This is a genomic window from Hymenobacter radiodurans (assembly GCF_004355185.1).
In the GTDB taxonomy this organism is placed as follows: domain Bacteria; phylum Bacteroidota; class Bacteroidia; order Cytophagales; family Hymenobacteraceae; genus Hymenobacter; species Hymenobacter radiodurans.
Genome location: NZ_CP037922.1, coordinates 989205 through 1009353 on the forward strand (window position 1 = coordinate 989205; position 20149 = coordinate 1009353).

Sequence of the window (20149 nt, forward strand, 5' to 3'; positions counted from 1 at the left end):
ATTAAATACCCAAGTTGATGCCGAAGGTGAAGCTCCGCGTAGGAGGAACAGAGCGGCCATCTGTGCCATAGGCAATGTTGGAAGTGATGTTAGAGTTCACCTCAGGGTCAAGCCCACTGTATTTCGTGAACGTATACAGGTTTTGCACAAGGCTATAAATTCGTACGTTGTTCAAACCTAAACGCTGAGCCACAGAAGCAGGCAAGTTGTAGCCTAAGCTAACCTGACGTAAACGCAGGAAATCACCTTTCTCCAACCAGCGAGTAGAAGCCTGAGTTGATACCACGTCACGTAATACAAGCTTTTGGATATCCGTCTCTTGACCAGGAGTAGTCCAACGATCCTTGATCTCTACGATATTATTCTGGAAGCTATTGCTTAGCATAGCAGAGCGGTAACCATTGTAGATATAGTTGCCGGCACTGTATTGCATGAAAATGCCCAACTCAACGCCCTTGAAGGCAAATGTGTTGTCAAAGCCACCAAAGAACTTGGCATAGCCTGTTTTGCCATCCTGATACTTAAAGTCAGCAGCACCAATAGGAGTGGTAGCCTCGCCATTTGCATCCAGCCAACGACCAGTTGTAAATACAGTACCGTTGCGAACAGTATAAGCAGCATCATACTGCTTAATGTTACCATCCTTATCGTAAAACTGAGCATTACCATTCTCAGGGTTTACACCAGCCCACTCAGGCAGATAATAGATACCAAGTGCCTTATCAACGCTGGCGCGCTGAACACCAGAGATGATATCGTTTGGCGTTGCCAACTCGGTTACGCGGTTCTTGATGATCGAGCCATTGAAGGAGGAACTCCAAGAGAAGCCATTATCCAACTTTACGTTTACCGTGTTCAATGTCAATTCGAAACCACGATTATACATCGAGCCGATGTTCCGGTTGATAGAGGCTCCGGGTACGCCCGTGCTACGCAATACGGGGGCTGCTAAGAGCAGGCCGCTGATATCATTGTTGAAGTAGTCAAAAACGACATTCACCCGATCATTGAATAAAGAAGCATCGAGGCCGATGTCAAGCTTCTTAGATGTTTCCCATCCCAAAGCCGGATTGCCTACCTGCGAGATAGTGAAGCCGTTTACGTCAGCATAAAGACCTCCACCCACTAGGGTACGAGAAGCATAGTTGCCTATACCATTAGAGTTACCTACCAAGCCATAGCTGGCGCGAACCTTCAAGTCGCCAATTGCAGAAATATTCTGTAAAAAGCTCTCTTCTGAAATACGCCAGCCTACAGAACCACCTGGGAATACACCACGACGGTTGTCTTCTCCGAATGCAGACGACTCATCTGCACGTAGTGAGAAGTTAGCATAGTACTTATTGCCGAAGCTGTAGTTTGCGCTACCATAGTAGGATTTGAAGCCAAGATTAGATAGCTGTCCTCCACCAGGAGCCTGTGAGGTGAAAACGTTGTCGATGATAGACTGGAACTTGTCGTCAGAGAAGCCGCCAGCAACCGTGTAAATACGACGGAGCTTCGTTTCTTGATATTCAACACCAGCAATCAATCCAACGGTGTGGTTCTCACCAAAAGTGCGGTCGTAGTTGGCGTAGTTCTGCCAGTTATACTGAGTACGGTCTGTATTGTAGTCCTGTACCAAGCCAAGCTGACCAGCGCCCAGAATGTTCCGGCCCAAGCCACCCAAGATACCGCTGCTATACTGCTCCTCAAAGTTGGTAGTATAGTCAATACCGTACTTTGTGGTTAGATAGAAGCCTTTAAAGGGCTCAACCGTCAGATAGCCGTTGCCTAATGTACGCTGCGACGTGTTGTCGTTTTTGTTTAGCGAAAGCGTACCTGGGATATGATAGTAAGCATTAGGAGCAATAGCAGCGTTTGGAATAGCGTTATTGCCATTGCCTAAGTTGCCCAAGTTGTTCAGATAATAGGTGCCGTCAGGATTGAATACGGGTACGTTTGGTGGAGCAGTGTAGCCCGATACCGTAGCACCTGCTAGAGCACCTTCGCCGTTGATGCCTTGGTTGTACGTCTTAGCATAGCTAAGGCTAACACCCGACTTCAACCATTTCTTCGGGGTTAGATCAAGATTCAAACGCCCGGAGCCGCGACGCAGCCGGTTTTTCAGGATGATACCTTTCTGGTCATTCCAGTCGCCCGAACCGTAGTACTTGGCGAATTCATTACCGCCTGATAAAGCTACTTGATAGTTCTGCTGAGTACCAGTTTGGAAGATCTCATCAATCCAGTTAGTCTCATCATCAATACCATCACCATTTACATCAATGGGTTTTGCAATGTCAATAGGGAAGGTAGTGTTGATAACGCCATTTGAGCTGCCGAAGCGGCTGTTATTAGCCTTTTCATTGCTGATGGTGGCGAAGTCAGCTCCATTTAATACTTCAGGCTTGCGGATAGCTTGCTGAAAACCATAAAATGAGTTCAGCGAAATGCGGTTTTGACCTGCTTTACCACGCTTGGTAGTAATTACAATTACGCCGTTTGCCGCGCGCGAACCATAAATAGCTGCTGCTGAGGCGTCTTTCAATACGTTAACTGACTCGATATCATTAGGGTTAATATCGGCCAAGGGATTGTAACGGGTGCTAAGAACGTTACCATTATTGGAAGTATTCAGAGGAATACCATCAACCACATAAAGTGGATCTGAGCTACCCGAAATAGAGTTAGCACCCCGAATACGGACTGCTGCTTGGTCGCCTAGAGTACCGCTGGTTGTGTTAACGTTTACACCGGCCATACGGCCTTGCAATGTCTGGTCAACACTTTGTACAGGCTGAAGAAGCAATTTCTCTTCTTTGACTTGTGCTATCGATCCCGTGATATCCTTCACTTCCTGCGAACCGCCATAGCCCGTTACAACTACTTCGCTCAGTGCTTTAGTATCAGCGGCCAACCCTACGTTGATCTGGTTGTTGGTGCCAATTGACTGCTCTTGTGTAACAAAACCAATCGAGCTGAACGTTAATATTCCACCTGAAGCCGGAACGGATAATGAAAAAGTACCATCCGAGTTGGTTGAAATACCATTGGTGGTACCTTTAAGTAATACAGTTACGCCGGGTAGACCTTCACCTGTCTGCCGATCTGTAACCCGACCGGAAATGCTCCGATCTTGTGCGCTCACCTGCTGCAACAGAGTGAGAATGAGTAAAAAACTCATTAATAGAATTCTTTTCATGCAATAGGTTTGTTAATGAAGGGTGAATACTAAAGACCAAGATATGCATAATTCAAATCTCATAACATTCTCATAACATGCTTTATGCAGAACGTTATATCGTATATGTTATATTTATTAGCTGCCTATGTATGATATAAGTGCTTTGCTAATCTTGTAGTTAATACATATAGTTGTGATTAACAATGATTTAAACTCATGAATTGACTTCCAGACTTTGGCTAGAATCAAGAATCGCTACATAGAGTTGGGTATAAATAAAAAAGCCCTCCATTAACTTATGGGGGGCTTTTTTTACAATGTGATCAAACTCTAATAACCAGGATTCTGAGTTATGTTCGGATTATTAACGGTTTCGCGGAACGGAATGGGGAAAAGCAATCGGTTAGGGTCTACAATACCTAGTAGCGATTGGGCTCTACCTGTACGCACTAAGTCAAACCAGCGGTGTCCTTCCATGGCCAACTCTACTCGGCGTTCCTGCGCAATAGCATCCAATAGTGCTGGTTGAGCTAAACCGACTCTGGGGGCTAGACCTGCACGTACCCGTACTCGATTTAAGAGTGTAAGCGACCCTGGTAGGTCTCCAAGCCGAGCTTTTGCTTCTGCTCCAATCAGCAGGATTTCGGCAAAACGGATAGCACGGAAGTTATCAGTACCTGTACCTGGGTCGGTATATTTAATACCCACGCCTGCTGCAACAGGTCGTGTGCCTAGTATGAAAGTACCGTTAGAAATTGATGCATCCTTGCGCTGGTCACCGGTTTCGTACGCTGTTGGCAGTGTACTGGCTGGGCCAGTGGGGCTCACCTCATTTCGGCCCCCATTAATACCAGGTAGAAAGAAAAAAGCAAGAGAACTCTGCGTATTGGCATCAAACTGAATTTCCCAAATAGACTCCGCCGAATTCTCCGTTGTGAAGACGCTCCTGTAGCTGGGTAAAAGTTGAAAACGGTTACTAGCTATAATCTGATCAGCTGCTGCGGCTGCACCTTGCCAGTTCTCGCGGTACAGTTCTACACGGGCCCGTAGCGCTGTAGCAGCCGATTTTGTGGCTCGGCCTACATTTGCCTCTGGCAAAGATGGTTCCGCTGCCGTTAAATCAGCAAGAACCTGCTCGTACACAGCAGCACGGGGCGAACGGGCTACATTTAATGTAGCGTCAGGCGTAGAGGTAGGGGTGAGTACCAACGCTACATCACCCCAATAACGAGTAGCATCAAAGTGGGCATAAGCTCGCAAAAACAAGGCTTCAGCCAGAAATGCATTGCGCTGCTCTTCGCTGATACTGGCTATAGCCGGAACCTGAGCGATGACGTTATTGGCGCGGTTGATCGTACGGTAGATGGCGAAGTATATATCCTGATTATTAACGTTATCGGTCAGAATATTACGGTTTTTGGTTTGAGCGTACGTCGGAAACGTACCGATGTGAGCCAAATTATCGGCTGCTAGGTCAGCGAAAACCGGATAAAGAAGGCCTAGGTAGTTAGCGCTCGTCAGAGCACCATAGATACCGATTACTGCCCCTCGCGCACCTTCTAAGTCAGTAAATACATCGTTTCGGTCAACGGAAGTTTGGGGAGTAGGTTCAAGAAAATCAGAGCAGCTACCTGCACTCAGGCTCAATAGCCCAAGCATTGCCAGCGTTGCAAATTTGGAACGAACATTCATATGATCAGAGAGTAAAAACAAGTTAGAGACCCAGGTTAATGCCTACCTGAACGGTGCGGGCTTGTGGGAAAGTGAGGAAGTCAGTACCCAAAGAAGTGTTACTGCCACTGAAGGTGTTGATCTCAGGATCTAGGCCAGAGTAGTCTGTAAAAGTTAATAGGTTCTGGCCTGAGACGTAAATACGAGCAGTTTGCAACCGCATCACTTTAGTAATGCCTTCTGGAATGTTGTACCCCAGCGTCAGCGTCTTTAAGCGTAGGTAAGATCCATCTTCTAGAAAGCGGTCAGAGGTACGACGGTTATTGTTGGGGTCACCCTGAGCGGCCCGGGGCATCGTAGTGCTGGGGTTCGTAGGCGTCCAACGGTCATTCACAGTTGCAAGCTGTCCAAACTGTCCATTCATTCCTTCTGCAAACGAGCGGGTATTGCTATATATCTCGTTGCCGTACTGAAACTGGAAGAAGAAGCCTAAGTCGAAGCCCTTAAAGCTTAACTGGTTATTAATGCCACCGAAAAAGTCAGGTTGTGCTGAACCAATTATAGTTTGGTCAGCTGCAGTAATAAGGCCATCAGGTTGTCCATCTGGACCCCCAGCAATATCGCGGAAGCGAATGTCACCAGGCCGAGTTCCTTGAACCTGATAAAAAACCGTTTGACGACCAGCAGCTTCACGGGCAGCAGCATTGTCAGCATCAATTTCCGCTTGGGTTTGATATATCCGGTCAACCTCATAGCCATAGAAGCTGCCTAGCGGGGACCCTACTTGGACGCGGTTAGCAAATCCAGAGAGGAAAGGTGCGTTATTCACCAACCCTGTTACTTCGTTACGAATAAAGGAAAGGTTGAAATTGGTAGTCCAAGAAAAGGCATCGCTTTTTACGTTCTGCGAGGTCAACTCAAGTTCCAGTCCTTTATTCTCAAGACTACCTATATTCTGGGTAACATCAGTAAAACCAGAAGTTAGCGGTAGCTGGCGGTTGAGTAGCAAAGCATTTGCCTGCTTTTTGAAAACGTTAGCTGAAAACATCAGGCGACTATCCAAAAAGCCTACGTCTAATCCAACGTTTGTTTCTTTCGACTTCTCCCAAGTCAAATCACTTACGCCAATTTGCGTGGGTACCAAACCAGCAAGCTGGTTGTAGTTGGCTAGGTTACCAGAGCCTACACCGTAGAGATTGCGCGAAGCAAAATTGCCAATTTCGAAGTTGCCTGTCTCACCATAGCCGCCCCGTAGCTTTAGCTCGCTTACGAATATCTCTGGGAAGAAAGCTTCCTCCGAAATACGCCAGCTACCAGAAACCGCCGGGAATATGCCATACTTATTCTCCGAGCCAAAACGTGATGAGCCATCACGGCGTATGGAACCACTCAGGATATAGCGTCCCTTATAGTCGTAGTTGGCGCGCCCAAAATAGGAGAGCAGGGTCCAGAGAGTACCGTCGGATGAAGCTTCCGTTCTAACCGAGCCAGCCGCTAAGCGGGTGATTTTATTGGTCGCAAATCCCGAGACAGTAGTAGTAATACCTTCCTGAGTTGACTTGATTGCGCTTTGTCCGGCTAGCAACGTAAGGTTGTGGTCACCGAATGATTTATTAAAAGTCAACGTATTTTCCGTCTGCCAGAGCACATCGTAGCGACTGTTTGCGTTACCTAAGCCATTACTACCTGTTGCCTGCAGCAAGGTGCTAGGTAAAAACCGGTCTTCTTTTAGGTTTAGATAGTCAGCCCCTAACGTAGTGCGAAACCGTAGGCTCTTTAGAATATCTGCTTCCGCATATACACTGCCGATTAGACGATTGTTTCGCGCTTCCAGAATAGGAAGAGTAGCGGCTGCTACAGGGTTTTCAACAGAAGAAAAACGGTCACGGCCAAAGCTGCCATCAGCGTTATATATAGGCGTCTGGGCACCCAACAATATAGCTGCACTTAGTACGCCGTATATATTGTTGTCGTTGGCAATGCGGTTATTGAGTGAGCGGCTGCCTGTTACGTTCATGCCGATCCGGACCCGATCCGAAATTTTATTATCAAGGTTGAAGCGTACGCTGCCACGCTTAAAGCCCGAACCAATGATAATGCCTTCTTGATCAAAGTAGCTGCCCGTAACTAGAAAGCGGGTACGCTCATCGCCTCCTGATGCTGTTAGAGTGTAACTGCCTATGCGAGCTGTGCGGAAAATTTCATCCTGCCAATTCGTGTTTGCTCCTGTGAACAGAGATTGATTTGCAGTAGGATTAGCCTCCACATATAGGGGCGCTTGACCAACGTTGGCGCGTTGTTCATTAATCAGATCCTGCGATTGTTGTCCAGTAAGAACATCTAAGCGCTTGATGGTCTGTTGTACCCCCTGATATGCATCAAGTGTGATTTTAGTGCGACCAGCTTGGCCACGCTTGGTTGTAATCAGAACCACTCCATTTGCAGCGCGTGAGCCATAAATGGCGGCGGCGGCGGCGTCCTTTAGAATTTCGATTGAAGCAATGTCATTAGGATTGATATCTGACAGTGCGTTCAACTGCTGGTTGCCTACGCCAATGTTGGAGTAGCTACCAGTATTGATAGGTACACCATCCACTACATATAGCGGGTCGCTACTAGCTGATATTGAGTTATTACCTCTGATACGCACGGCAATGCCACCACCTGGTGTTCCTGAGTTGGCTGTAACCTGTACCCCCGACGCCCGACCTTGCAGCGCTTGGTCAACTCCCGCTATTGGTTGCCCCTGAAATTCTTTCGCGTCAACCGATGTGATAGCGCCGGTAACTAGTGCCTTAGACTGACTACCATAACCGACTACAACTACTTCGCTCAGAGCTTTCGTGTCACTGGCAAGCGCCATATTTACCTGGTTGCTTGTGCCAATAGCTTGCTCCTGGGAAACGAAGCCAATCGAGCTGAATGTCAGCACACCTCCAGAAGCCGGAACTGATAGCGCGAAGGTACCATCAGAGTTAGTTGATACACCATTGCTGGTGCCCTTAAGTAAGACCGTTACGCCAGGTAGTCCCTCTCCCGTCTGCCGGTCAGTGACTCGGCCAGAGATGCTTCGATCTTGGGCTGTCACCTGCTGCAACAGGGTGACAATGAGCAGAAAGCTCATAAGTAAGATTTTTTTCATGCAAAGGGTGAAATGGTTAATGAAGTGAGTATCTGACTAATATATAAATTAAGTATTGGTGTATAACATTAAAAAAATATGTTTTTTATTAATTGCCACAACTTTTTTTATAAGTATAATTATATTTAGTGTAAAATTTAATTATTTTGATAAATCACATTTAACTTAGTGTCAGTACTTTGCTTAACGAGTATATCTATGTTTAATCAATATAAGTCACAGGTAACAGTAAAGCTTAGAAGTAAAAAAGCCCCCAGGATATCCTGGGGGCTTTTTTACTTCTAAGCTTTACTGTTACCTGTGACTTTCTATCAGCCTTACTATTGTACAATTACAGCAGTAAAGTAGCGTGTGGCCACACTAGCATCTGGCATAGTTGCATCAACTTTAAAGGTATAAGTGTTTGCAGCACGAGTCGAGGTAGGATTAGATCCTGCACCCACCACAGTGCCAGTAGTACGCACCGATCTTGCAGGGATACTCAGTGTAGCGCTACCATTAGCTATGGCTAGTGTGCCCAAGTCCTTTGAGCCCCCGGTGTAAGTGCTTAAAATACGCACAGTGCTCGCGCCAGGTGCAGAGATTTTCAAGTCAATATTGCCGGTTACTTTATAGTCAGCTGTGTTTTTGTCGATGAAGTCGTCAAAAATGATTTGAGTAGGAGGGGTAACTCTAAAGTTTTCTTCCTCTTTCTCGCAGCTGGCTAGTGTTATTGCTGTTACAAGCAGCAATAGCAGGTGATAAATGGTTCTTTTCATGAAATTAATCTTATTAAAGAGGAGGGAAAGTGCCTCGTGAATAGGTACATCTATTCACGAGGCGACTAATTATTAGCGGCCTGGATCCCAGAATACAGCTGGCGCCGTCAAGTCGGTGCGCTCAGGAGTGTTCGCTGGATTCGCAACGCGCTCCAAATCTGAGTAGGGCAGAACCCGGGGAATCTGAGGAATGACAGCGTTCGCAGCTGGGTTCAACGCAGGGTACTTAGTGCGGCGCCAATCAGTCCAGGGCTCCACGGCTACACCATAGTTGGCTACATATTTCTCCTCGATAATAGTGCGAAGAAGGCCTTCAGCTCCGCTAGAAGCAGTATTAGCAGCAATTTGAGCTGGTAAGCCCGCTACATACGTGTCGATTGCAGCAGTAGCTACGCCTGCCATTTGCATAGAAATGCGAACACCAGCCGTAAGTGAGGTAGTAGCACTTGCTACGTTACCCGTACGAGAATAGTATTCAGCCAGAATGAAATGATACTCAGGAGCAATCAACATTCGGATGGGAGCAGCTCCTGTATAGGTAGTCGTTGTTCCTGTTGTTGTTGCTTCACCCCGTAAGTAGGTATGCATCCGAGAGAAAGCAGTTGCAGGCGCACCAGTTGCTCCTGTGCCATTGCCAGCACCCGTATACTGACCAGCAACTGGGGAAGCCGTGAAGTAACTAGCACGACGTGGATCCGACTTCGTATTCATCAAGCCAACTAAGGTTGAGCTTGGGTAAAACTGGTTCGGACGACGACCCTCGAACTGATGAATAGGATTTTCGTTGTTAGAAACACCAGCGAAGTCCATTTGAAAGTTGTCAGCAGATGTGCTGATAAAATTCGCTGGTCCTTGAGCAATCAGAGTAGCAATATTGCTGGTAGCAGTAGCTGATACTTTGGGGTAGTAGTGCACATACAACCGTAATTTCAGCGTATTAGCAAGCTTTCTCCATTTAGTTACGTCTCCACCATAGATCAGGTCGTCGGTGAGAGGAGTAAACTCAGAGGCTTTTGCTAAATCCTCAACCCCTGAATCGATAAGAGCCAGAATGCTGGTGTACACAGCTTCTGAGTTATCGTACTTCGGCTGTACGTTACTAGCGAACTTTAGCGCGTCTGTTAATGGGATATCACCCCAGGCGTCTGTTGTTACAGCGAAGGTAAATGCCTGCATGATCTTGCTGATACCAGCATAACGCGGGCTGCTCGTTTGCGTCTGCTCAACGAGCTTCTGCAGATCAGCTAAGGCACCACCATAGATGTTTGAGCGCCAGGCGTTGTTCATGTCTGTTGCAGTTACATTGTAGCGGTCGTACTCAGCATTCTGAATACCTGCGCCACCCTGACCCGCGAATTGCTGGACGAATAGAGAACTGTAGCGGTGAATATCAGAGCCCATCAAGAAGCCAAGGTGCGTCTCAGCAGCTACCAACACGTTAGGTGCCGGAGCGGCCAGTACCGCGTTTGGGCTCTGGTTCACGTCTAGAAAATCGTCGCATGCACCCAGCAGCCCTAATGTGGCTGTGAATGCGACATATTTAGTAAAGCGGAAAAATCGCATGTTATGAGAAGTTAATCAATTAGAAAGTAAGGCGAATCGAAGCGCCATAAGTGCGTGCCTGTGGCAACGCGTTGAACTCCAGACCTTGCGAATTGCTTTGGCCCTGAGCGTTTACCTCTGGATCAATGTGAGGTACATTCGGAGCATACAAGAATACGTTGCGAGCATTGATGCCCAACTCAACATTACCTAGGAAGGTTCTGTCGGTCAAAGCCTTGGGCAGAGAATACGTTAAGGCAACCTCACGCAGGCGAATCCATGAAGCATCAAACACAACTAGCTCTGCTTTGCCGAAACCATAGAGGTCTTCGAAATAGTCTTCAGCCGTGATCTGAACATTGTTTGGAGCAAAGCTGCCGTCTGCCTGCTGAATTACACCCTTAATGACATATACATTGTCGCGGTCAGCAGTTTCTTCTGCTGCACCTTGACGACGCAAGTCACTTACGTTACGAGAAATGATGTCGCCACCATAACGAACGTCCAACAGGGTGTTCAAGGTAAGACCCTTGAACGTGAAAGTATTTGTAAAACCACCGGTCCAGTCTGGGTTTGGATCACCAACAATTTGGTTATCTAAAGCTAGCTGGGTACGACCTTGAGCATTCAGCAACAAGTCGCCTTGGGGCGAACGCTGGAATACGCTGCCGAAAAGAACACCATAAGGCTGGCCAGCAATCAGGCGCGTGCTTGGCGATACGAAACCACCCAGAGTAATTTGGTCTACACCTGGCGCCAATGATACAACTCTGTTACGGATGCGCGACCAGTTGATTGAGTTGCTGTATGTGAAGCTACCTACCTTAACTGGAGTAGAGGTAACAAGAATTTCAACTCCTTTTGCTTCTGACTTACCAATGTTCTGGAAGATGTTGGTGAAGCCTGACGCACCAGCTACTGGTACTTGGAAAATGATGTCCTTACTCTGTTGGTTATAAATAGTTCCTTCGAAGCCTAGGCGGCCACCAAAGAAGCTCAGGTCAAGACCACCTTCATAGGTAGTCGTAAATTCTGGACCCAGATCAGGGTTACCACCTACGTTACCTAGCGATTGACCCAACTGACCACGGAAAGGGAAGTTGATAGCAGGGCCGAAGCCGTCTGATGGGTTATTGGTAGATGCGTAGTATGTATCTGTGGAGTAAACAGGAGCTTCGCGACCTACAGTGGCAGCAGCACCTCTGATCTTACCTGAGGTGAAGATCTTGTTGTCTTTCAAGCCAGGTATGGCATCCGTGAATACAACGCTGGCAGATACACCAGGGTAGAAGTATGACCGGTTCTCTCTGCTGAATGTAGAAGAGTAGTCATTACGACCCGTCAAGCCAATGAAAGCGAAGTCTTTGTAGCCAACGTTCAAGTCACCATAAAAACCAATCAGACGCGTTGCAGTCTTGTTGCCGAAAGGAATGGGGGTTTTCGTATTGGTGATGTTATCAAAGCCGCGTATTTGAATATCGCTACCCGTAACACCTACATCGCTTGTCCGACGCTGGTTGATCTCATTACCTAACAACAAACGTACACTCAGATCTTCCGTGATGTTACGGTTCAGGGAGAGGTTCAAGTATGAGCTAACCTCGCGACGAGTGAAAGTCTCATCCAAGATGTTACCTACAACGGTGGGGTTCGTGTTAGATATGCTGGTACCGCGGCTATCCTTGGCGTTTACATATTTAAACTCCTGCGAATAAGTATCAGTACCCAATTTGTAGTCTAACGACAACCAATCAGTGAAGTCATAGCCAAGGCTAACGTTACCTACAACACGGTTAATTTCATCATCATACGTGTTGTTCTTAATCGTCCACAAGGGGTTGTCATCGGTGCTGTACCATGTGTTGGAAGGAATAAATGTTCCAGTTACAGCTGCAGCTTGCTGGCCACCGTTTGGCAACTCAAAAGGATACTTGTTTACGTCGAAGCTACGTGGCAAGAACCAAGTCCGGAAGAAAGGGTTGGACAACTGGTTGCCTTGGGGAGTACGTTGAGAAACGCTGTTTGAGAAAATGACGTTTACGCCCGTACGCAGCTTTTCAGTGAGTTGTGCGTTACCGTTGAAAGTGACGGTGTTACGCTTCAAGTCGTTTCTGTCGAGTACGCCTACCTCGTGGAGGTTACCGTATGAAGCGAAATAACGCGTCCGCTCAGTAGCTCCAGATAAGGAAACGTTGTTCTGGAAGTTAGAGCCGGTTTTGAAGATGTCTTCAATAACATCAGGGTTGATCGTCAAAGCTTCCTCTTCGCCGCGGAAGTTGGTGATTGTCTGACCCGTTGCACGAGGGCCCCATGAGCCTTGGCTAACTACGTTGAACAGGCCCCGGCTACCTTGACCATAGGTGTTCTGGTAGTCAGGTAGGCGACCCACTTTCACTACATTGTAGTTTGAGGTGAAGTTTACCGACTGCTTCTTAGAGCCTAAAGTTGCGCCTCTTTTGGTTGTTATAAGGATTGCACCTGATGCAGCACGCGAGCCATAAAGAACGGCAGCAGCAGGTCCTTTCAGGATAGAAACAGTCTCGATGTCATCCTGGTTGATGTCAATAGCACGGTTAGAGTTCGAAACACCACCCTGCAGACCATTGGTGCCGCCGCTGTTGTCGATCGGAATACCATCCACTACGAACAAAGGCTGGTTGCTACCATTAAACGTGGTTAGACCGCGAATGAAAATGTTGGAGGAAGAACCCACCATGCCGTTAGACGCCTGAACGCGTACACCAGCCACCTTGCCAGCTAGTGAGTTAACTACGTTGGTTTGACGCGCTTGCGTTAGTTCTTCAGCTTGAACCTGAGATACTGAGTAGCCCAGTGACTTCTTTTGTGTTTCCTGACCTAATGCTGTTACAACTACTTCGCTAAGCTGTTTGGTGTCGCCGGCAAGAGCCACATTTAGCTGGGTATTCGTGCCTATCTCACGCTCTAACTGTATATAACCGATAGAGCTAAATACGAGGATACCTCCAGTGGCAGGTACGGTTAAAGTGAAGGTACCATCAGAGTTAGTCGAAATGCCATTGTTGGTGCCTTTTAACAATACTGTTACACCTGGCAATCCTTCCCCTGATTGACGGTCTGTGACCCGTCCCGATACATTTCGGTCTTGAGCCGTGACTTGCTGTAGCAAGGTGAACATGAGCAATATGCTCATGAGTAAGATTCTTTTCATGCAAAAAAGATTTGGGTAAGAAGAATAGTGAAACTTAACTTTTGCTCGCTAAAAATAGCGATGAATTATGGAAAACAACATTTATAATAATTTTCCGTAGCGGTTAAATAATTGTGGTATTGTATTTAAATGGCATAAAAAATTGTCTTAACTATAATTTATCATAGCGAAAATTGTCAAAGTTATACAAGTAGGTTACAGGCTTAATTAAATTCGTTTTTCTTCATCTCCTTTTTCATAGGGAAGAAAAAGCATTATTAGATTCAGCATTTCGCTACGGCTCTCCATTAAATCCTGTGAAATAATGGTTCTGGGGGCGAAAAGGGATTGTTGGGATTGTTTGTCGTATTATCATAAGTGCCCTCCACTTGAATTACTGATCCTTTAGGAACTAGTGTTAAGCGTTTAAATTGATAAGATTCCTGCCAACGGAAGTCCCATTCCGGAATACTGACTAATGGAATTTGTTTTCCTTCAGGAGTTGTTGCCCACGCTTTGAATTTTTTACCAACCAAATGCATGTGCGGCCAGACGTAGAGCAAGGATAAGTCGGTGCTAGTCTGTAATTGAACCCGAAACTTTTTAACGCTATCAGCTGGGATAACCAGCGGTGGCTCAATGGTGCCTAAGCCGCCTGAACCGATACTGGTAGCTTGAATTTCCCTCTTAATAGGCGCCTTCGTGAAGTAGAGCTTTATTTGAGACCAATCGGTGGTATCTACGCCAGATGGGCCGTAGTGAGCGGTGAGGAGAATGACTCCCCGCTTAGGCATTGTAAAACCTATGCCGGCCGGAAACTCCTGCTTACTCGCTCCGGGTATCCAACCTCCATAATAAGCCACATGCTGCATAAGCGGTTGAAACTCCTGCAGGTTGGTGAGGAACTGATCAGACAACACGTAATCTTGGCCGGCATTGATGTCGATTTCGGGGCCCACCGATTGCACAGCGTAATTGGCGTGATGCACGAGAGCACGATTGCCGGGTACAAATTCTACCGCCTGCACATTTTGGTTGGCAGGTATCTCAAATGGAATTTTGAACATGACAAAGTTCTCGGCTCCATCCCCGCGAATAGCAAAGGCCTTTTTAGGGCGTAATATCAGATCTGGTTTACGCTGGGGGGCTTTTTCGGGGCTCGGGGCAGGCGTGGCACGTGCTACTTCAGGCCCACGCTTGGCACCTGACTCAGTCCAACGGCGAATGAGGGCAATCTGCTGTTCGGTCAGCCGCCGCTCATTGGCAAAGGAAACGTAATGTGGATCTGCCTTCCAGGGGGGCATATACCGGCTTTGCGTCACCGACTGAATGGTACGCGCACGTCGGGCCACATCCTGGAAGGTGAGCAATGAAAAGGGAGCGGCCCCGCCAGGTTTGTGGCAGGGGGTACAGTTGAGCTGGATGATAGGAGCAATGTGCTCAGTATAGGTTACAGCATTCTGCCCCAGAGCGCCTGAGTGACTTATGAAATTGAGCAGAATAAGAAGTCCTAGATAGGTAGCGCGTGTACGACGCTGAGCCGCACGACTAAGAAAGGGAAGATACATAAGGGGGAAGCAATTCTAGCCAGAAACAACAGCACACGGGAAATTTACGGACAAAAATTTAGGCTTCTGATTTCCATTAGGTCATACAGTAATGAGATTGAGGTTGAACAGCACAAAAAAAGCCCCCCAGATAGCTGGGGGGCTTTTTTATAGAGAAGGGAGATTAAAACTTATCCCACCAGAGTTTAGTCGTTAAGTTGTCAGCGCCTTGGTTAGCAACTGCCGCTTTATAGTTTGCCAAGTTCACCGACTGCTCGTTACCAGGATAGATGAAACGAGTTGGGAGCTTAGTTAAAGCAGCTTCTGGGCCGGGCTTCAAATCATTTGGGTAATCCAAACGACGGTACTCCGACCACGCTTCCAAACCTTGCTGAAACAAAGCAATCCATTTCTGATTGCCAATGCTTTGCTTGTAGTTGGCTGCGTTGTAAACAACAGTTGGTTGAGCCAAATAAGCCGTAATAGCTGCATTATCCGTAATACCAAACTGCTCCATAGACGCCCGAATAGCAGCGGTATAAGTAGTAGCAGCATTACCAGCAACGAGGCCACGAGCAATTGCTTCCGCTCTGAAGAACAACACCTCTGCGTAGGTCATCAGGACACCAGGTGCATCGGCACGTGTAAAGTAGTTGCCAAGTCTGGAAGTTTTGCTCAAACCTAAGCCGTTGGCGGTTTCAGCGTCAATTCCATTTGGTACACCTACATAATCACCGCCAGCTTCAGGCTTCTCGGCATAGATTGCCAAACGAGGATCCTTTAGAGCCGTGAGCTTACTCACCAACGTCGTGCTTACCCGGTGATCATCGCGTGTTTTGCGGTTTTCATTGATCGGGTTGTTGTTCGGAGCAGCAGTACCGTATTGAAGCTGTGCATTATCGGCATTGCTTTGAAACAAAGTAGCAGGGCTAGCTAATACTTCTTTGATGATAGGATCAGCTGTTGCTGGATCTGCATCTATAATACGCATTGCTAAGCGCAGGCGTAGCGAATTGGCAAACTTCAACCAATGCGTCATATCACCATCAAAAAGGATATCGCCAGAAATAGCGCTTCCCGATGGGTCAATTAGCGTAGTAGCTTGCTTCAATTCGCCCAAGATGCCTTTGTATACATCCTGTTGCTTGTCATACTTAGGTTGCAATACTCCCTCTTTTGCACGCAAAGCATCAGAGTAAGGAATGTCACCGTAAATGTCGGTTAGCAGAGAGAAGGTATAAGCCCGCATGATCAGACCAACCGCCTGATAATTAGGATTCTTCTGCTCTACACCCAGTTTTGAAATAAGGTTAAAGTCCTCTAGGCCTTGGGCATAGAAACCGTTCCATATATTCTGGTAGGTACCGGTGCGGAAGAAATATGCATCCTCATCTGGATACTGAATCTTCGCCATGTGCTGAACGATGATGTCGCCACCATCCATGCTGGCTTCTACTCCAAACTGACGGTCAATCGTCGACTCAAGTGCATTGGTCAGGACAAATGACGGCGTAGCAACCTCCGCTACGTTAGGGTTCTTATTGAGTTCTTCGAAGTCTTTTTCGCAAGCCCCCAATCCCAACATAAGTGTAAAAGGGACTATCAGAGTTAGCTTCCGATACTTAGAAATGTTCATATAATATTTGATTTAAGAAGTGATAACTAATTGTTGAGCTGGATTAATCGCATACAACAATCAGTCATTTATGATTCCTTACAGCGTGAGGTTTATGTTGAAGCCAAGGCTGCGTGTAGAAGGAATCTGACCGAATTCCAAGCCTTGAGCGTTGCCGCTGCTGAAAGAAGTCTCGGGGTCAATGTTAGGAGCGTTTGACTGCAGGATAGCTAGGTTACGGCCAACTACAGAAACTCCAATAGTGCTGAAAGGAGTTTTGCTGATCAAACCCTTAGGCAACTGGTAGCCAACCTTAATTTCACGGAGCTTAACGAATGAAGCATCGTAAATGCTAGACTCAGCAACGCTATTGCTATAATAGCGCTTCGTGTAGCTTTCAGCAGCTCTGCTAACATCATTCGGACGATAGGTGCCATCAGCGTTTGCAATTACGCCTTCGCCAATAATGCCAGTCTCACGGCCGCGCAAAGAGTTCTCAAACGTGCCAGCATAGTTACCCCAAGTGTTGCTTACTGAGTAAACATCACCACCCTGACGGGTATCGATCAGTACGCCGAGGTTGATGCCTTTAAAGCTGAACGAGTTGCTAATACCACCCGTCCAGTCAGGGTTTACATTGCCCAATACCTTACGGGTTGGGTCAATAATCGGACGGCCAGTGGCATCATTGATAATTTCACCTTTATATGGACCTTCTTCTACGCGGCGGAAGCCGTTGCCAAACAGTACACCATAAGGCTGACCTACGCGAGCTTCTACGTTAGCATTCCACTGCCCACCAAGTACTAGAGTTTGCAGGTCACCGTTTAACTCCTTCACCTCATTGCGGTTCAACGCGAAGTTAGCAGTCACATTCCACTGGAATGGGTTCTCTGGGTTCAAAGGAGCGAAGTTCAAAATAGCCTCAATACCCTTGTTTTGAATAACACCAGCATTAACAAGTGCAGTTGCAAAACCCGTAGAAGAAGACACTAGCTGATTGAAAATCTGGTCAATAGAGTTGGTGTTATAACCAGTCACTTCTAAACCAATACGATTCTCAAGGAAACGCAATTCAATACCAGCTTCCAGCGATTCCGTACGCTCGGGCCGCAGATCTGGATTCAGCAAGTCATTGCTGGTAGTAATAGCTGGGTTGCTGCCGAAAGGAGTGTTGAAAGGGTAGATGTTAACCAATTGGTATGGCTCTTGGCCACCATTACCCACTTCTGCATAGCTAGCACGCAGTTTGGCAAACGACAGGAACGAATTCTCAATACCAAGTGCTTCCGTCACGATCAAGCTACCGTCGATAGAAGGGTAAAACAGGCTGTTGTTCGCGTCTGCAAGCGTTGAATACCAGTCATTACGACCTGTTACGCCAAGGAAAGCAAAGTTCTTGAAGCCCAATTTAGCCGAGCCGTAGACGCTGTTTACACGCAGTCTGTTGTTTACGCCAGAAGGCTGAGTAGCAATACCAGAGTTCGACAAGTTGTAAATTCCGGGTACTGCTAGTTCTGGAGCAACACCACTAATCCGTTCTACCTTGTTGTCGCGACGGTTAGCGCCAAGAGCGAAGTCGATATTGAAGTTTTCATTCAAATCTTTGTTAGCAGTAGCCAGAATTTCCGAGTTACGCTCATTCACGTAATACTCATCTTCAGCGTAGCTACCCTTCAGGTTCTCGATATCACCTACAGCAATACGACGCTGACGCTTTTCAGTGTAAAGGTCGTTGCCAGTCCGTGCTGTAAGATTCAACCAGCTAGTCAGCATGTATGTGGCCGAAAGCTGACCGTTGATGCGGTCACGCCGATCATCGTTGGTGTTCTCGTTGAGCGTGAAGTATGGGTTGTTATGGTAGTTGTAGTTCCAGTTATACTTTTCTCCATCACGTTCGTAGTCTTTCAACTGCGAAATGTCTACTTGGCGACCAAACCAGCTGAACTGCTGCATTACGTTTTGGCCACTATAGCCTAGTCCGGGACGACGACCACGGTTCTGGGTATAAGTAATGTCAGTCGATACTTTGAATTTCTTGGTGATATCTGTGCCACCACTTACTGTAACGGTATTCCGCTTTAGAAAAGTGTTTTCCAAGATACCCGTCTGATCTAGGTTAGTGTAGGAAAGACGGAAATTAGCCTTCTCGGAAGAACCCGACAGGGATACGTTGTTATTGAGGGTACGGCCAGTGCGGAAGAAGTCACGCACATTGTCAGGGTGAGCTACCCAAGGAGTAGGAACCAAGTTACCAGCAGCATCTCTAGGTGAGTTGAATTGTGGGATCAAACGACCGTCGAGGCGTGGGCCCCAGCTTTCGTCCGAGCCGTCATTCGTACCACCACCAGCGCCATCAACGAATTCAAATTCGCCGCCGTTACCTTGGCCGTATTCATTCTGGAAGTCGGGTAATTTTAATACAGAATCAAAGGTAGTCGTGCTGTTTACGCTGATACCTAAGCCCTGCTGCTTACGACCTGATTTAGTCGTGATTAATACTACACCGTTAGCAGCGCGTGAGCCATAAAGAGCAGCCGCGTTGGCACCTTTCAGTACAGTAATAGACTCGATGTCGTCAGGGTTAATATCTGAGGCGGCATTGCCATAGTCTACACCACCGTTACCGTTGGCGGGAGCAAAGTTGGAGTTATCAATTGGCAGACCATTTACCACGAAAAGTGGCTGGTTGTTACCAGTAATCGAACGGTTACCGCGGATAACGATACGCGAAGAACTACCAGGTGAACCACCATTACTGTTGTTGATAGCAACACCAGCTACACGGCCCGCTAATGAGTTAACTACGTTTGACTCACGAGCTTGGGTTAAAACCTCACCCTGAACGTCCTGTACGGAATAGCCCAGAGACCTTTTTTCTTCAGTCCGACCAAGCGCCGTTACAACTACTTCGCCCAGTTGCTTGGTGTCTGTGCCTAAGCTAACATTGATAACTGATTCGGTACCAATAGCGCGCTCCACATTTACATAACCGATAGAGGAGAAAGTTAGAGTAGTAGCTGAAGCAGGTACGCTAATAGAGAAAGCACCATCAGAGTTGGTAGAGCCTCCTACAGACGTACCCTTCACAAGCACCGTAACGCCCGGCAAGCCTTCATTAGTGGTACGGTCCGTAACTCGACCAGTAACGGTTCTATCCTGCGCGACAGCTTGCTGCAACAAGCTGGTCATCAGCAGAATGACCATAAATAAGAGTTTTTTCATTGGGTTGATAATTTAGTGAGAGAAAGGGAAAATTGAATTAGTGAGTGAATAACTATAGCAAGTATAGGTTAAAATGATAACTCAACAAAGGTTAAAAGCTAAGGACTGTATTAACAGAGGCACTTTTCAGATTAAAAAATGCCAAGTTTATACATGGTATATAACTTAATGAATATTGAATATTTTAAATAATTACTAACCAGCTTAATATAACTTTCACTCGTCTCACCAATGACCATATAACTGAAGATTGAGGGGAAGTATTAGAACAGCGGGATTCTCGCAAACTTTTGCTTAGCTTGTCAAAGAAAACC

9 protein-coding genes are annotated in these 20149 nt (G+C 46.9%); all 9 read right to left on the reverse strand.

Annotated elements, in window-relative coordinates; translation table 11 throughout:
• Position 1: 1 nt before the first annotated feature.
• The 9 genes from EPD59_RS05470 to EPD59_RS05510 all read right to left on the reverse strand — a co-directional run bounded on the left by EPD59_RS05470 (position 2) and on the right by EPD59_RS05510 (position 19835).
• Positions 2 to 3184: a SusC/RagA family TonB-linked outer membrane protein gene (locus EPD59_RS05470; RefSeq protein WP_133271907.1), complete on the reverse strand. Its 3183-nt coding sequence runs from the start codon at positions 3182 to 3184 to the stop codon at positions 2 to 4.
• Between the two features lie 312 nt (positions 3185 to 3496).
• Positions 3497 to 4858: a RagB/SusD family nutrient uptake outer membrane protein gene (locus tag EPD59_RS05475; RefSeq protein ID WP_133271908.1), complete on the reverse strand. Its 1362-nt coding sequence runs from the start codon at positions 4856 to 4858 to the stop codon at positions 3497 to 3499.
• A gap of 22 nt (positions 4859 to 4880) precedes the next feature.
• A complete protein-coding gene (locus EPD59_RS05480) occupies positions 4881 to 7979 on the reverse strand; it encodes a SusC/RagA family TonB-linked outer membrane protein (RefSeq protein WP_133271909.1) in 3099 nt (1032 codons plus the stop codon).
• A 320-nt stretch (positions 7980 to 8299) separates the two neighbouring features.
• A complete protein-coding gene (locus EPD59_RS05485; RefSeq protein ID WP_133271910.1) occupies positions 8300 to 8737 on the reverse strand; it encodes a hypothetical protein in 438 nt (145 codons plus the stop codon).
• Positions 8738 to 8809: 72 nt separating this feature from the next.
• Complete coding sequence (locus tag EPD59_RS05490) at positions 8810 to 10300, reverse strand: SusD/RagB family nutrient-binding outer membrane lipoprotein (RefSeq protein WP_133271911.1); 1491 nt, start codon at positions 10298 to 10300, stop codon at positions 8810 to 8812.
• 19 nt (positions 10301 to 10319) lie between these two features.
• Positions 10320 to 13469, reverse strand: a complete 3150-nt coding sequence (locus tag EPD59_RS05495) for a SusC/RagA family TonB-linked outer membrane protein (RefSeq protein WP_133271912.1) — start codon at positions 13467 to 13469, stop codon at positions 10320 to 10322.
• A gap of 287 nt (positions 13470 to 13756) precedes the next feature.
• Positions 13757 to 15016, reverse strand: a complete 1260-nt coding sequence (locus EPD59_RS05500) for a cytochrome c (RefSeq protein ID WP_133271913.1) — start codon at positions 15014 to 15016, stop codon at positions 13757 to 13759.
• Between the two features lie 163 nt (positions 15017 to 15179).
• Positions 15180 to 16631: a SusD/RagB family nutrient-binding outer membrane lipoprotein gene (locus tag EPD59_RS05505; protein ID WP_133271914.1), complete on the reverse strand. Its 1452-nt coding sequence runs from the start codon at positions 16629 to 16631 to the stop codon at positions 15180 to 15182.
• A gap of 78 nt (positions 16632 to 16709) precedes the next feature.
• On the reverse strand, positions 16710 to 19835 hold the full coding sequence (locus EPD59_RS05510; protein ID WP_133271915.1) for a SusC/RagA family TonB-linked outer membrane protein: 3126 nt from the start codon (positions 19833 to 19835) through the stop codon (positions 16710 to 16712).
• Positions 19836 to 20149: the final 314 nt, after the last annotated feature.

Coding starts and splice junctions, on each gene's coding strand:
- EPD59_RS05470 (WP_133271907.1), bottom strand. CDS start 3,184: ATGAAAAGAATTCTATTAATGAGTTTTTTACTCATTCTCACTCTGTTG.
- EPD59_RS05475 (WP_133271908.1), bottom strand. CDS start 4,858: ATGAATGTTCGTTCCAAATTTGCAACGCTGGCAATGCTTGGGCTATTG.
- EPD59_RS05480 (WP_133271909.1), bottom strand. CDS start 7,979: ATGAAAAAAATCTTACTTATGAGCTTTCTGCTCATTGTCACCCTGTTG.
- EPD59_RS05485 (WP_133271910.1), bottom strand. CDS start 8,737: ATGAAAAGAACCATTTATCACCTGCTATTGCTGCTTGTAACAGCAATA.
- EPD59_RS05490 (WP_133271911.1), bottom strand. CDS start 10,300: ATGCGATTTTTCCGCTTTACTAAATATGTCGCATTCACAGCCACATTA.
- EPD59_RS05495 (WP_133271912.1), bottom strand. CDS start 13,469: ATGAAAAGAATCTTACTCATGAGCATATTGCTCATGTTCACCTTGCTA.
- EPD59_RS05500 (WP_133271913.1), bottom strand. CDS start 15,016: ATGTATCTTCCCTTTCTTAGTCGTGCGGCTCAGCGTCGTACACGCGCT.
- EPD59_RS05505 (WP_133271914.1), bottom strand. CDS start 16,631: ATGAACATTTCTAAGTATCGGAAGCTAACTCTGATAGTCCCTTTTACA.
- EPD59_RS05510 (WP_133271915.1), bottom strand. CDS start 19,835: ATGAAAAAACTCTTATTTATGGTCATTCTGCTGATGACCAGCTTGTTG.